Annotated in this window: 11 protein-coding genes; 2 read left to right on the top strand and 9 right to left on the bottom strand. The window is 52.9% G+C overall.

Annotated features, from left to right (window positions below; genetic code table 11):
- Positions 1-4: 4 nt before the first annotated feature.
- From glgA to ltnD, 8 genes are all read right to left on the bottom strand, one after another.
- On the bottom strand, positions 5-1,435 hold the full coding sequence (gene glgA, locus WNY38_RS08870; protein ID WP_342856981.1) for a glycogen synthase GlgA: 1,431 nt from the start codon (positions 1,433-1,435) through the stop codon (positions 5-7).
- Between the two features lie 5 nt (positions 1,436-1,440).
- Positions 1,441-2,712: a glucose-1-phosphate adenylyltransferase gene (glgC, locus tag WNY38_RS08865; RefSeq protein WP_342856980.1), complete on the bottom strand. Its 1,272-nt coding sequence runs from the start codon at positions 2,710-2,712 to the stop codon at positions 1,441-1,443.
- Positions 2,709-4,928, bottom strand: coding sequence for a 1,4-alpha-glucan branching protein GlgB (glgB, locus tag WNY38_RS08860; RefSeq protein WP_342856979.1), 2,220 nt, complete (start codon positions 4,926-4,928; stop codon positions 2,709-2,711). The genes glgC and glgB overlap by 4 nt, the downstream gene beginning before the upstream one ends.
- Before the next feature lie 162 nt (positions 4,929-5,090).
- A complete protein-coding gene (locus WNY38_RS08855) occupies positions 5,091-6,704 on the bottom strand; it encodes an alpha-amylase family glycosyl hydrolase (protein WP_342856978.1) in 1,614 nt (537 codons plus the stop codon).
- Positions 6,705-6,983: 279 nt separating this feature from the next.
- The gene (locus WNY38_RS08850; protein ID WP_342856977.1) at positions 6,984-7,742 is read right to left on the bottom strand and encodes a TIM barrel protein; all 759 of its coding nucleotides are present in this window, start codon (positions 7,740-7,742) and stop codon (positions 6,984-6,986) included.
- Positions 7,739-8,389, bottom strand: a complete 651-nt coding sequence (locus WNY38_RS08845; RefSeq protein ID WP_342856976.1) for an aldolase — start codon at positions 8,387-8,389, stop codon at positions 7,739-7,741. The genes WNY38_RS08850 and WNY38_RS08845 overlap by 4 nt, the downstream gene beginning before the upstream one ends.
- Positions 8,386-9,654, bottom strand: coding sequence for a 3-oxo-tetronate kinase (otnK, locus tag WNY38_RS08840; RefSeq protein WP_342856975.1), 1,269 nt, complete (start codon positions 9,652-9,654; stop codon positions 8,386-8,388). The genes WNY38_RS08845 and otnK overlap by 4 nt, the downstream gene beginning before the upstream one ends.
- Positions 9,651-10,559, bottom strand: coding sequence for an L-threonate dehydrogenase (ltnD, locus tag WNY38_RS08835; protein ID WP_342856974.1), 909 nt, complete (start codon positions 10,557-10,559; stop codon positions 9,651-9,653). The genes otnK and ltnD overlap by 4 nt, the downstream gene beginning before the upstream one ends.
- Positions 10,560-10,714: 155 nt before the next feature.
- Between ltnD and WNY38_RS08830 the strand changes: the two genes are divergently transcribed.
- Together WNY38_RS08830 and WNY38_RS08825 are read left to right on the top strand one after the other, a co-directional pair.
- Positions 10,715-11,887: a pyridoxal phosphate-dependent aminotransferase gene (locus WNY38_RS08830; RefSeq protein WP_342856973.1), complete on the top strand. Its 1,173-nt coding sequence runs from the start codon at positions 10,715-10,717 to the stop codon at positions 11,885-11,887.
- 21 nt (positions 11,888-11,908) lie between these two features.
- Positions 11,909-12,856 (top strand): 2-hydroxyacid dehydrogenase, encoded by a 948-nt coding sequence (locus tag WNY38_RS08825; protein WP_342856972.1) that lies wholly within the window; start codon positions 11,909-11,911, stop codon positions 12,854-12,856.
- A gap of 72 nt (positions 12,857-12,928) precedes the next feature.
- On the opposite strand, the gene denD is transcribed toward WNY38_RS08825, so the two are convergent.
- Positions 12,929-13,894 (bottom strand): D-erythronate dehydrogenase, encoded by a 966-nt coding sequence (denD, locus tag WNY38_RS08820; protein WP_342856971.1) that lies wholly within the window; start codon positions 13,892-13,894, stop codon positions 12,929-12,931.
- Positions 13,895-13,896: the final 2 nt, after the last annotated feature.

Here is a 13,896-nt window from a genome sequence, read left to right as displayed (position 1 = left end):
AAGATCACTTGGAAACTCGTTCATAAAGGGCGGCATAAGTCGCAGAAGATGCGTCCCAGCCCAAGTCTTGGTTCATCCCGCGCTTTTGCAGTCGAGTCCAGTCCGATTTGTTTGAAAAGGCCTCCGTGACGCCCTTCAGGCAATAAGCGAATGACAATTGGTCAACGGGGTGAAATTGAAAGCCCGTTGCGACCTTTAATTGTGCTGCCGCAACATTCTGGTTCACCACAGAATCCGCTAAGCCACCCGTGGCCGCAACCACAGGCACCGTGCCGTACCGCAACCCGTAAAGTTGCGTCAGGCCACAGGGTTCAAACCTTGAGGGCACCAAAACGATATCACCGCCCGCAAACATCCGATGCGACAGCGCCTCATCGTATCCGATCCGCAAGCCAACCTTGCCGGGGTGATTGCGCGTTAGCAATCTCAACGCGTCTTCGATCTGCGGATCACCGCTACCGAGAATAGCTAAAGCACCGCCGTTTTCGATGAACGCGTCCGCAGCCCCCGCGATCAAATCCATCCCTTTTTGCGAGGTCAATCGACTGACCACAATCGCTAAAGGACCCGTCGTTGGCGACAAGCCGAACTCATCTATAAGCGCGTTACGATTTTTCTTTTTGCCCGCCAAAGATTTGACCGAATAAGGTATGATTTCGGGATCTGACTCCGGATTCCAAACATCCATATCGATGCCGTTCAAAATGCCAGACAGCTCGCCTGCGCGCGCTGCCAAGACGCCCTCTAGCCCCATGCCAAATTCAGGTCGCATCAATTCCGCCGCATAAGTCGGGCTAACGGTCGTGATGGCATCGGCGTGCACCAAACCGGCTTTGAGGGTGCTGATCTGACCCCAATATTCCAACTCGTCTGAATTGAATGCATCCAAAGGCAGGTCCAGCGCCCCAAGCATCGCGGCCGGTGCAAGCCCTTGAAACGCGATATTGTGTACCGTCATAACCGTACCCACATCGCAAGGCGCTCCGTGCTTTAAATAACTCGGTGCAAGGCCGGCTTGCCAGTCGTGCGCGTGGACAACTTGAGGCCGCCAGCCATCGCTCAGACCATCACGAGCGATTTCAGCCGCGACAAAAGACAAGGCTGCAAAACGCTGAGGATTGTCGGGAAAGTCAATTGGATTGCCATATGGACCACCTTCGCGGTCATACAGATGCGGGGCATCAAGCAACAGCATGACATTGCCGCCCGCTTTGCCTTGCAAGACCCGTACAGGCCCGCCAAATAGATCATCAGATTGCCACAGCACTTTGCGCGCTGCGGCCTTTTTTATCAGCCCCTTATAAGCGGGTAAAAGCGTGCGCATGTCCCATCCATGGGCGGCCACTGCAGCAGGCAAAGCCCCCGCCACATCCGCAAGTCCCCCCGTTTTCACGAGGGGAACACATTCAGAGGTCACGGAAAGAACATTGCGCATTTTCATCACTCCAATACGGACGACCGTTTATCAAGCATCGACTGCGTGATCAAAACGGTGCCCTCGTCTGTGCGGCGGAACCATTTTGCGTCCTCAATCGGATCTTGGCCAACAACCAACCCATCAGGAATGATCACACCGCTATCCACCACACATTTTTTCAGCTGTGCTTGTCGCCCAACCTTAACGTAGGGCAAAGCCACAACTTGATCCAACGACGAAAACGAATGACTGCGCACGCCGGTGAACAAAAGGGACTCTCGAATTTCAGAGCCCGAAACGATACAACCGCCTGAGATCAGCGATGATATGGCCATGCCGCGACGATCATCTTCGTCATGGATAAACTTAGCAGGTGGCACGCTTTCGGAATACGTCCAAATTGGCCAAGTGTTATCGTATAGGTCCAGCGGCGGCGTGAATTGCGTCAGATCGATATTGGCCTGCCAGAACGCATCAATCGTGCCGACATCGCGCCAATACGGCTCGACCTCAAGCCCACTTGTGACGCAACTGTCCTCAAACCGATGCGCGATGGCTTTGCCGCCTTTAACGATTTTTGGAATGATATCGTTGCCAAAATCATGACTCGAATTGGTGTCGTTCATGTCTTCAAGCAGTAATTCACGCAGTAGATCCCAGCGGAACACATAGATGCCCATAGACGCCAAGGCATGATCGGGATCACCTGGAATACAAGGCGGATCACTTGGTTTTTCCAAGAACTGTGTGACGCGGTCTTTGGCGTCGCAATGCATCACGCCAAAGGCAGAGGCCTCCATGCGCGGCACCGTCAAACAGCCGATGGTGACATCAGCGCCTTGATCTAGGTGCTGTTGCAACATGATTTCATAGTCCATTTTGTAAATATGATCACCTGCCAAAATAACAATAAAATCAATGCCGTAGCTGTCAATAATATCGATGTTCTGCGTGACCGCATCAGCCGTGCCCAAGTACCATTTCTCTTCCGAAATACGCTGAGACGCTGGCAAGATATCCAAAAACTCGTTGCGTTCCGCGCGCAAGAAACCCCAGCCACGTTGGCAGTGACGGATCAAGCTGTGGGCCTTGTACTGCGTGGCAATCGCCATTTTACGGATGCCGGAATTAAGCGCATTGGACAGCGCAAAATCGACGATACGCGTTTTGCCGCCAAAATAGACCGCAGGCTTTGCGCGATTGTCTGTCAGCTCTTTCAAACGGCTGCCGCGTCCGCCCGCAAGCACGAATGCCATCGCGCGGTTTGACAAGCGCTGGTTCGGTGTCGGTTTCATCGTGTTTCCTCCCCTTCAATTAAAATCACTGCCGACAAAGGTGGCAATGTCAGTTCAGCGGATTGGGCTTGGCCCATCCATTCAATGTCTTGGGTGTGGACTCCTCCCAGATTTCCACGCCCCACGCCGCCGTAAATTTCGGCGTCAGTATTAATCGCCTCGCGCCAAAACCCACAGCTGGGCAAGCCAACGCGGTGGCTTGTGCGTTCAACAGGCGTCATGTTCAAAATCGTCACAACACGCGGGTCCCCCGCTTTGCCGTGGCGCACATAAACGTAAATGGAATTCTCGACATCTGCGCCCTCAATCCAACCGAAACCGGCGGGGCGTGTGTCGTTCACGTGCAACGCAGGCACAGAGCGGTAAAGCATATTCAGGTCGCGTACCAAATGTTGCATGCCCGCATGTGCAGGCGCGTCCAACAAATGCCAATCCAAACTTTGATTGTGGTTCCACTCATCACGCTGCGCAAACTCTTGCCCCATGAACAAAAGCTTCTTGCCTGGGTGGGTCCACATAAACCCATAGTAGGCGCGCAGGTTGGCAAATTGTTCCCACGCATTGCCCGTCATCTTATTGATCATCGACCCTTTGCCATGCACCACTTCGTCATGGCTGATCGGTAGCACAAAGTTTTCGGTATAGGCGTAGCTGATGGAATGAGTCAGCAAATGATGGTGATATTTGCGATTGATAGGGTCTTCTTCCATGTAGCACAGGGTGTCGTTCATCCACCCCATGTTCCACTTGAACCCGAACCCAAGCCCGCCGTGATCTACAGGTGTCGACACCCCCTGAAAGGCCGTGCTTTCCTCGGCCACAGTCATGATGCCAGGCACTTCGCCATAGACCAAACTGTTCACACCTTGCAAGAATGCTATGGCCTCGTAGTTTTCACGCCCGCCGTCTTTGTTGGGCACCCATTCGCCATCATTGCGCGAATAGTCGCGGTACAACATCGACGCAACGGCATCAACGCGCAGCCCATCAAGGTGATATTCTTCCAACCAATACAAAGCATTGGAACGCATGTAATTGGCCACTTCAACACGACCGAAATTATAGATTAGCGTGTTCCAGTCTTGGTGGAACCCCTCGCGCGGATCACCGTGTTCATAGAGCGCAGTGCCATCAAATTGCGCAAGGCCATGAATGTCTGTTGGAAAATGCGCAGGCACCCAATCGAGCAGAACCCCAAGACCCTTGTTGTGCGCAGCGGTGACAAGCGCGCGAAATTCCTCTGGCGTGCCGTGGCGAATTGTCGGTGCAAACATGCCAATCGGTTGATAACCCCAAGAGCCATCAAAAGGATGTTCGGTGATCGGCATCAATTCGATATGGGTAAACCCCATGTCGGCTGCGTAATCGACCAATTGATCGGCCAACTCGATATATGACAGCGGGCGATTGCCATCAGCGCGTTTCCAGCTGGCCAAATTGACTTCATAGATAGAAATCGCCGCATCAATATTTTGTGCCTTGGCGCGGGTGCTCATCCACGCATCATCTGCCCATTCAGGGTTTTTGATATCACGCACCACAGATCCGGTTTTTGGGGGATGCTCTGAGCCAAGTCCAATTGGGTCAGCTTTCAGTGGCAAGTCCTGCCCATCCGCGCCACGGATCGCATATTTATAAACCTCGCCCCCAGACAGATCCGGCACGAAAATTTCCCAAACGCCAGATTGCCCAAGCATACGCATACCGTGTCTGCGGCTATCCCAAACGTTGAAGTCGCCAACAACGGAAACGCGCTGCGCATTTGGCGCCCAAACGGCAAATCGCACACCATCGACACCTTCATGGGACATCGGTGTGGCGCCCAACACATCCCAAATCCGGTTCATCGAACCTTCACCCAAGTAGTAAAGATCGTCTTCTGTTAGGCTGCTCGCGAAAGCGTAAGGATCATTAAATACCCACTCTGTATCGCCAAAATGGGCCTCGATTTTATAAGGCACGTCTTTCGCCAAAAGCGCACAGAACAATCCGGGCGCGAATGGCACCGGAACCATTTTGGTTCGTGTCTTTTTGCCCGTCAAACAGATGCACTGATCTGCATCAGGCACGAAAATGTTCAAAGCATACCCGTCCGCATGCGCTCGCAATCCAAGATAACCAAAAGGATTGGTCAATCGAGCCTGTACCAAATCTTGCGCCACGTCTTGTGGTAAGGCAGCGACGAGACCATCTTTCTGGCTATCGGAATTAGGCATGTGTTCAGCTGTCTTTCTTTACATTTTTCTATAGACGCGGCCTCATACCGAGACACACACTTCTTCAAAAATCATCTGAAGCAATAAGAGTGTTCAATTCATTCCCGTACTTGCAATATTGTTGCGCAAACGTCTAAACGTCCACCTCTTAATGCTCTTTCTTCACTCAATCGCCACCGTGCCGTTGGCGGTCTCAAAAAATGCGAACCCGAAAGCAGGCAATTTCAGTTTTGCGCCTTTGACTACAGCATGCGCTTCACCAACTTGTTTAGCATCAGCGACCAGAGCCACCGTTTGCGCGACGTCCGAAAGATTGAAAATGCCAGTGAGAACCACATCGTCCAAAGTCCGACTGACGGCTAAGAGCGGTTCGGCGACTGTTGGGAAGGACGTCTCGCCAAAGCGCAACTCATTACGCTCTTTGCGGAACGCCAAAGCGGTGCGATAAGCGGCCAAGGTGCTATCGTCTTTGGTCTCTTGTCCAGACACAGATCGCGTGATTTGCGGCGCTTTCACTGGCAACCATGGGTCACCCGAAGAGAACCCTGCATGGGGTTCAGACGCATCCCAAACCATCGGCGTACGACAGCCGTCGCGCCCTTTGTTATCGGGCCAAAAATCTATGTAGCCCAGATCGCGCAGCTCATGGAACTCGATATCCGTTTCGATCTGCCCCAGTTCTTCACCTTGATAGATGCCCAACGCACCCGGGAAGCTGATCAACATATTGATCGCTTGACGTGCGACTGTGTTTTGCAACTCGGGCGTACTGGCCCAACGCGTTACATGGCGTTGCACATCGTGGTTTGAAAAGGACCAGCAAGGCCAGCCATCAGGCGCTTTGTTCAAGAACTCCAAAATACAGTTTTTGAAGTGATCTGGATGGTGATCATGGCTGAGCATGGCAAAAGAATAGGCCATGTGCAATTTATCGCCGCCAGAGGTGTATTCGCCCATAACCTCAACTTGCCGCAGACCGTCCTCGCCCACTTCACCGATCAGCATGCGATCATCGAATTCATTCATCAACGCGCGAATGCGCTGTAAAACCTTAATGTTTTCTGGCTGAGTTTTTGAAAACAGATGCGTCTGTGCCTCATAAGGATTACCTGGGAAGCTGTCCCAATTTGACGCCGGGTTGTCGCGCAATTTCTTGTCATGCACATAGAAGTTCACGGTATCAAGACGGAACCCATCCACGCCACGTTCCAACCAAAACCGCATTGCGTCGATCAAAGCCGTGACAACCTCAGGATTGTGGAAGTTCAGATCAGGCTGCGAGACTAAGAAGTTATGCATGTAATACTGGCGACGGCGCGCGTCGAACATCCATGCAGAACCGCCAAAAACAGACGGCCAGTTTGTCGGCGGCGTGCCATCTTTTTTCGGATCAGCCCAAACATACCAATCGGCTTTGGGATTGGTCTTATCTTTGCGGCTTTCAATGAACCAAGGGTGTTGGTCCGAAGTATGCGACAAGACCTGATCGATAATCACTTTCAACCCAAGCGCGTGCGCTTTTGCAACCAGATCATCGAAATCTTCGACAGTGCCAAACAGAGGATTGACGCTGGTGTAATCGGACACGTCATAGCCCATGTCTTTGTCGGGCGATGTGAAAAAAGGTGACAACCAAATGGCATCGACACCCAAAGACGCAACATAATCCAATCTGCGCGTAATGCCTTTCAAATCGCCGACACCGTCACCGTTGTCGTCTTGAAAAGACCGTGGGTAAATCTGATAGATTACGGCATCCCGCCACCATTCGCGCATATTTGTCTGTCCTTTTTTCCGTCCGTCCACAAGCCAGCTTTCATTCGCAAGATCAACTGTTAGCGCTAACCGCATCGAACACAGTAAATCTCAAAAGCAATTCGCGCCCCATAAAAGAAGGCGTGTGACCGTTGCTAGAATCACACTCAAGCCGCGTTTCAAACCAAGTACAACCCAAATCGAATACTCCCTGCGGCGAAGCTTAGTCACCACACGACAGATCGAGGCTTTCCTAAATTCCGCTCTTTGGGCGCGCCGCAGAGCATCATCACGCTAAGCTCAAAGTGTTTTCATCCACTCGAGAGACGCATCTGTGTCGCCATTCGGCTTATACTCAGCACCAAGTGGCACGGTGTAACCGAGATCACGAATGACCCGAAAAACATGCGCGTAATTCAGTTCGCCATGATCAGGTGTGCCGCGGTCGGGGACAGATGCAAATTGGATATGACCAATTATTGGCAACAGTGTTTTCAATCGGTGGCCAATATCCCCTTCCATCAGCTGCACGTGGTAGCAGTCAAACATCAGTTTTAGGTTTGATAAGTCCACGTCCTCAATCACGGTTCTCGCCTGTCCTGTTGTCGACAAAAAGTAATTCGGGGCGTCATATTTGTTCAAAGGTTCAATCAAAATCGTGATGTCATGCTGCGCAGCATTTTTACAAGCATAGGCCAGGTTTTCGACAAAACACTCATGCGCGCGCTGCCCTGAAGCAAAGCCTGCCATAACGTGAATGTTGGGGACATTTAACGCAGTTGCATAGGCCATGGCTTCATCGATTGCGGCACGGGCGTCTGCCTCTCGTCCGACCAATGCAGACAGTCCATTTTCGTCTTTAGACGTGTCACCACGGCTTGTGTTCAAACCAAGCATTGGCAAACCAGTCTCGGCCAGTGCGTTCGATATGTCTTTTATATCAAATTCATACGGCCAGTGACATTCAACTGCATCAAAGTTCGCGGCCTTTGCCGCGCGGATCGCATCGGGGAGCGAGCGGTCTGCCCAAAGAAATCCTAAATTGGCAGATAGTTTCATTCATCCCACTCCACATCAAATTTTTGGACCACATCTTTGATCTGTTGATCCGTCAAAATATTGGCCTTCATGCTGCGCAGCATGAAGGCCAGCTTGGCACTCTCTTCCAGCTCTTCAATCGCGTTGCAGGCGGCTTCAATATCCTTGCCCGCCACGACAGGTCCATGGTTTGCCAACATCACGGCAGAGCGCTTGCCCGCAAGCCCACGCACCGCCTGCCCCATCGCCGGATCACCCGGCAAAAAGAACGGCAGCAGTTTGACTTTTCCCAGCTTCATGATCGCATAAGGTGTTACTGGCGGGATGAAATTGTCGGGGTCGGCATCTGGCAGCATCGACAAGGCCACAGAATGACAAGAATGCAAATGCACCACTGCGCCAGCTGTCGAGCGAGTGTCATAGAACGCAGAGTGCAGCGGCATTTCTTTGGTCGGCGGGTCCCCACTTATCAACACACCTTTTGCGTTAAAGCGACTTAAAGTGGCCGGATCAAGCCGCCCAAAGCTGGTGCCGGTAGGCGAGACCAAAAGCCCGCCGTCTTCAGTGCGCGCAGAGATGTTGCCCGTGCTGCCTCCGGTCAATCCGCGATCAAACATAGACTTTGCAAGGACGCAAATCTGTTCGCGCAAGCGCGCTTCTGTGCTCATGGTTGTTCCAATACGTTCAAAGCCTCTTTGAAGAATGTCTCGGTGCCAAAGTTTCCTGATTTCAACGCAATAGCAATGTTATAGCTATTTGAGACAGCATAACACCACGGCACACCGGGGGCGATTTCGGCACCTATGGCCAAGTCTGAAATACCAAGCGCCAAGGCAACCGCGCCTGATGTTTCACCGCCAGCCGCAATAATACGTCTTGCGCCCTGATCGCGTGCGGCAACAACGAGTTCGGCCAAAGCCTCTTCAACGATTGCACCTGCACGTGCGACCCCCAAGGCGTCTTGTGCTGCACGTACTTGGTCAGGCTCGGCTGAGGCGTAGATGAGGGGGGCTGTGGTCAAATCTTGTTCTGCCAACCAACGCAAGGCTGCACCCACACCCTGTTGAGCCAGTTCAATTGGGTCCAGACGGAAACTTGGTGCCAGCTGGCTGTAGGCCGCCACTTGCGCTCGCGTCATTTTGGAACAACTGCCCGATAAAATCACAGCTTGATCAGACAAATCTGGTTTGACGGCGGCAGGGGCATTTCTGGGCAACAGGCCCTGTTTGACATAGATGCTTGGCAATGGCATCGCGACAGCACTGCCACCTGTCATCAACTTCATGTCCCAGCAGGCCTCTGCGATCGTTTGCAGGTTCTCATCTGCGACGGCATCCACAACAACATGAGCAATATTTTCGACCCGCAATGCTGCAAGTTCGCTGCGCAGCATTTCTGCCCCCTGCGCCACGACACGCTGGGGCGCAAGGCCGACAGGTTTGGTAACTTGCGGCATCAACAGGCGCATCAAATTGCTATCTGTCATCGGCGTTAGCGGATGGTCCTTCATCGGGCTTTCTGCCAAGGGCTGCTGACCAACAAATAGATTGCCCATGTAAATTGAGCGTCCGTTTTCTGGGAACGCAGGACAGTAAATCGTTTGATCCGTACCTATGTCGGCCATCAAAGCCTCAGCCACGGGACCGATGTTGCCTTGCGCTGTGCAATCGAAGGTCGAACAGTATTTCCAAAAGAACCGCTCAGCGCCGGCCGCTTTCAACCATGCCAATGCTGCACGGCATTCCGCTACGGCCTCATCCACGGGAGAGGTTCTACATTTCAGTGCAATCACTTCGAATGCTGACGTATCCTTCGGTGGCGTGGTGGGCACGCCCAACCGCAACCGCACTGCAACGCCAGAGCGTGACAGCAATCCTGCCAAATCCGTCGCGCCGGTGAAATCATCTGCAATACAGCCAAGTACAGGCTTCATGGTTTCGGTTCCGGCAATGTGATGCTGGATTGAGCGGCATAGACTTTGGTGATGGCCGAGTCGTCCTCAAGCCCAAGCCCCATCCCTTGAGCCGTCAAGTAAAGCTGCAATGCAGTCGATGCGAGAGGCGTGGAAAACTGAGATCCGCGCGAAATGTCTTGCACGATGCCTAGGTCTTTTGGCCAAATATTGATCAGGCTTGCAGGGCTGTAATCTGCCACGGCCATTTTCGGCCCACGGTTTTCAAGCGCCCAGCTGGTGCCCGCGGATTTACTGATCACATCGATCATCAATTCAGGTTCGATCCCTTGCGAAATGCCAAAGGTCATCGCCTCTGCGCAGGCGGCAATTTGCACGCCCACCAGAAGCTGGTTCACGGCCTTCATCGCCGAGCCTGCACCCGCACTATCACCCAATCTAAAGACATTAGAAGCAATCGCATCCAGCGTCGGGGCGAGGGCTTCGTACGTTTCAGGGCTGCCCGACGACATTACCGACAACTCGCCTTTAGCGGCGCGCGCTGTGCCACCAGACACAGGCGCGTCGAGATAGAACAGGCCGAGATCCCGACAGCGTTTTTCCATATCGCGGGCGAAATCAGGCGCGACAGTGGCACTCGACAAAATCGCAGCCCCCTTTCGCAACTTTGCGGCAATACCTTTTGGTCCGAACAAAACAGATTCGGTTTGCGCAGCGTTCAAGACAATGATCACCACGGTATCAAGATCGCCAGCAACATCGTCCATCGCGCCTTGGGAACCACCAAGCGTCTGGAAACGCTCGACTTGCACCGGATTAATGTCAAAGCCGTGCACTGTGTGGCCCGCGCGCAATGCAGATTGCGCAACGCCAAACCCCATTGATCCAAGGCCAACCACGCCAACTGTCTGTTTAATTTCGCTCATGTTCCGCCCCATTTATGTAAAATTTTGAAATCAAATTCGCATTACGCGCACTGATTGCTTGAATTTGGTATACCAAAATGCATATTCGTATGGCAACGCTCAATATGCACAATTCGCGTCCGACGCTCAGGCAGACGCAAAGGGAGGATCGCCGCATGAAAGCTCAACTGCAATTTGCAGACAACCTGTCACGGCTTGGGACAGAATCTGCTTTCGAAGTTTTAGCGCGCGCGCAAAGCTTGGCCGCACAAGGTCGTGACATTATCAATCTTGGAATTGGCCAGCCCGATTTTCAAACGCCTGAGAATATTGTCGAGGCTGGAATCAAAGCGCTGCGTGACGGTCACCATGGCTACACGCCTGCAAACGGCCTGCCACAGTTGCGCGAGGCCGTGGTCGCAGATTTGCACCGACGTCATACCGTCGAGGTAGACCCAAAAAATGTTGTCGTTGTGCCCGGTGGCAAGCCGACGATGTTCTTTGCCATCACAATGTTTGGCCAACCCGGCGTGGACATCATTTATCCCAACCCAGGGTTTCCGATTTATGAAAGCGTGATCAACTATTCAGGAGCAACCCCTGTGCCGATGGCGCTGAGCGAAGAAAACGGCTTTGCCTTTTCCGCCGAGGCCGTTCTTGCGCAGATCACCGACAGAACGCGACTGATCATTATCAACAGTCCTGCCAACCCAACGGGCGGCGTGACACCAAAGGTGGAAATCGACAAACTGGTTGCGGGCCTTTTAGAGCACCCGCACGTGGCGCTGATGTCCGATGAAATCTATTCCAACATGTTGTATGGCGGGCGCGAACACGTCAGCCTATTGCAATATCCAGAAATCAGAGATCGGTTGATCATGCTGGATGGCTGGTCAAAAACCTATGCCATGACAGGCTGGCGGATTGGCTATGCTGTTTGGCCAGACTCTATGGTCGATCACGTCACCCGCTTGTGCATCAACGATCATTCTTGCGTCAACGCGGCCACGCAGTTTGCGGCGACGGAAGCGCTTAACGGACCGCAGACAGCAGTGCACAGCATGGTTGCACAATTCGATTCGCGCCGCAAAATCATCGTGCGTGACCTCAATACCTTGCCTGGTGTACGCTGCCCCGATGCCGCTGGCGCATTCTATGCTTTCGCCAATATCGAAGGCACGGGCATGACGTCTGTCGAAGCGCAAAACAAATTCTTGAACGACGCAGGTGTTGCAACTGTTGCAGGCACATCTTTTGGCGCGTGGGGCGAAGGTTACGTGCGTTTTTCTTATGCGAACTCAACTGAAAACATCTCTGAGGCCATCAGCCGCATCCGCGGACTTCTGTAAAACTTTGAAAGGGCATTTCAAATGACCGACACACCACTTCTTATCCTTGGCGCAGCTTTCTCAGATGAGGAGCGCGCGCGTCTTGAAACGGCACATGCCGCGATCTTTGCAGGCTCACCTGATGAGGTTGCAAGCTTGCCAGAGGCATCGCGCGCCACAGTCAAAGCCATCACGTTCAAAGGGCACAATCCTTTGAACGGCGATGTTATGGACTTGTTGCTAAACCTTGGCGTCATCGCGAATTACGGCGTCGGCTATGATGCGATCAATGTCGAAGACGCCTCTGCACGCGGTATCAAAGTGACGAACACACCGGATGTTTTGAACGACGACGTGGCAGACATAGCTGTCGGCATGATGATTGCTCAGTCACGCAACATGGTTGCTGCCGACGCGTTGGTGCGCTCTGGCAAATGGGCTGCGGGGGAAAGCCTGCCGCTTAATCGCAAAATGTCTGGGTCTTCTGTTGGTATCGTCGGACTTGGCCGGATTGGCCGCGACATCGCGGATCGTTTGGCGGCATTTAAAATGGACATTCACTACCATGCGCGTTCTGAAAAAGAGACGCAGGGCTGGACATACCACGCCGATGTGGTGTCTTTGGCCTCGGCTGTTGATTATCTTGTCATCGCCCTTGTAGGCGGTAAAGAGACCGAAAAATACGTCTCGCGCGACGCCATCGCAGCCCTTGGTCCACACGGCGTGATCGTCAACATTTCGCGCGGCAGCACCATCGATGAAGAAGCGCTGATTGAAGCCTTAGCCAACGGCACCATAGCCGGCGCAGGTCTTGATGTGTTCAACGACGAGCCAAAAATTGACGAGCGATTTTATGCGCTGGAAACAGCCGTATTGCAGCCACACCAAGGTTCAGGCACCGTTGAAACGCGTCGCGCTATGGCTGAACTACAACTGGCCAATGTGTCTGCACATCTTAGCGGCACAGACCTGTTGACACCCGTCAACTAAGCCAAGCCATTTGTCAAAAAGGGCGCCTCAATTGGGCGCCCTTTTTCGTATCTATGTGCCTGTCAAAGACCATCACGCGTTGGGTTGATCGTCTTCGATGTAGTAGCGGATGTTTTCTTCAAAGCTCTCGTCAGCGTTCAAACCGAGTGCAAGCGCCTTCTTTGTTTCGAACTTAAACTGCCAACCTTTGGCGATTGCCCAGACGGCATCGTCAGCCTCATAAGTGATCAGTTTTTCAGGCTCAGGCCCTGCAACAGCTGCCATCGCGTCGATCATTTCACCGATGGTCAAATTTTGTCCGGGCATGGTCATGCAGCGGTTTTGACCAAAATCTGCCGCAGGGATTTCAGCCCCTTTGATCAGATTTTCAATACATTTGCGTGGCGACAAATAGAAGTGTGGGAAGTCGCGACTGACAGGGCAATTGGACGCGATACCATTCAAAGGCTCACGGAAAATCGACGACATAAAGCCAGAGGCCGCGCGATTGGGTTTGCCGGGTCGTACTGAAATCGTTGGCAGGCGGAACCCGCGTCCATCGATCAGGCCACGGCGGGAATAGTCGTTGACCAACAATTCGCCGATGGCTTTTTGCGCGCCATAAGATGTCTGCGGGTTGAGCAAGGTCTGATCCGTAATCACATCCGGTAGATCGCCACCGAAACACGCCACAGAGGATGTGAACACAACCACAGGCGCGTGCGGCAAGGCGCGGCAACGTTCCAAAACGTTCAGCGTGCCCATCATGTTGATGCGCATCCCCAAATCAAGATCTTCTTCGGCTTGACCAGACACAATAGCAGCCAACAGATAGACGACATCAACATCTTCTGAAATCAACTGGTTCACTTGCGCCGCATCAGAGATGTCGCAAGTGGCCGTTTCAACCGCGAACGTGGCCTCAACAGTTGCAGGGTCAACAACATCCGCCAACACGAGCGTGTCGATGGCGTCCCCCCGCATTGTGCCGCGCAAAGCCAGTGAATGTGCGAGCTTCTGACCAACAAAACCGCCGCCCCCAACAATAAGAATTTTCATAA

The organism is Pacificibacter sp. AS14, assembly GCF_038899935.1.
Classification (GTDB): domain Bacteria; phylum Pseudomonadota; class Alphaproteobacteria; order Rhodobacterales; family Rhodobacteraceae; genus Celeribacter.
Note: the sequence above shows the minus strand (reverse complement) of the source record. Positions and strands in the feature narration are given on the sequence as shown.

What these genes read in the sequence shown, in the direction of transcription:
- glgA (WP_342856981.1), bottom strand. Translation starts at nt 1,435, where the DNA reads ATGCGCAATGTTCTTTCCGTGACCTCTGAATGTGTTCCCCTCGTGAAA.
- glgC (WP_342856980.1), bottom strand. Translation starts at nt 2,712, where the DNA reads ATGAAACCGACACCGAACCAGCGCTTGTCAAACCGCGCGATGGCATTC.
- glgB (WP_342856979.1), bottom strand. Translation starts at nt 4,928, where the DNA reads ATGCCTAATTCCGATAGCCAGAAAGATGGTCTCGTCGCTGCCTTACCA.
- WNY38_RS08855 (WP_342856978.1), bottom strand. Translation starts at nt 6,704, where the DNA reads ATGCGCGAATGGTGGCGGGATGCCGTAATCTATCAGATTTACCCACGG.
- WNY38_RS08850 (WP_342856977.1), bottom strand. Translation starts at nt 7,742, where the DNA reads ATGAAACTATCTGCCAATTTAGGATTTCTTTGGGCAGACCGCTCGCTC.
- WNY38_RS08845 (WP_342856976.1), bottom strand. Translation starts at nt 8,389, where the DNA reads ATGAGCACAGAAGCGCGCTTGCGCGAACAGATTTGCGTCCTTGCAAAG.
- otnK (WP_342856975.1), bottom strand. Translation starts at nt 9,654, where the DNA reads ATGAAGCCTGTACTTGGCTGTATTGCAGATGATTTCACCGGCGCGACG.
- ltnD (WP_342856974.1), bottom strand. Translation starts at nt 10,559, where the DNA reads ATGAGCGAAATTAAACAGACAGTTGGCGTGGTTGGCCTTGGATCAATG.
- WNY38_RS08830 (WP_342856973.1), top strand. Translation starts at nt 10,715, where the DNA reads ATGAAAGCTCAACTGCAATTTGCAGACAACCTGTCACGGCTTGGGACA.
- WNY38_RS08825 (WP_342856972.1), top strand. Translation starts at nt 11,909, where the DNA reads ATGACCGACACACCACTTCTTATCCTTGGCGCAGCTTTCTCAGATGAG.
- denD (WP_342856971.1), bottom strand. Translation starts at nt 13,894, where the DNA reads ATGAAAATTCTTATTGTTGGGGGCGGCGGTTTTGTTGGTCAGAAGCTC.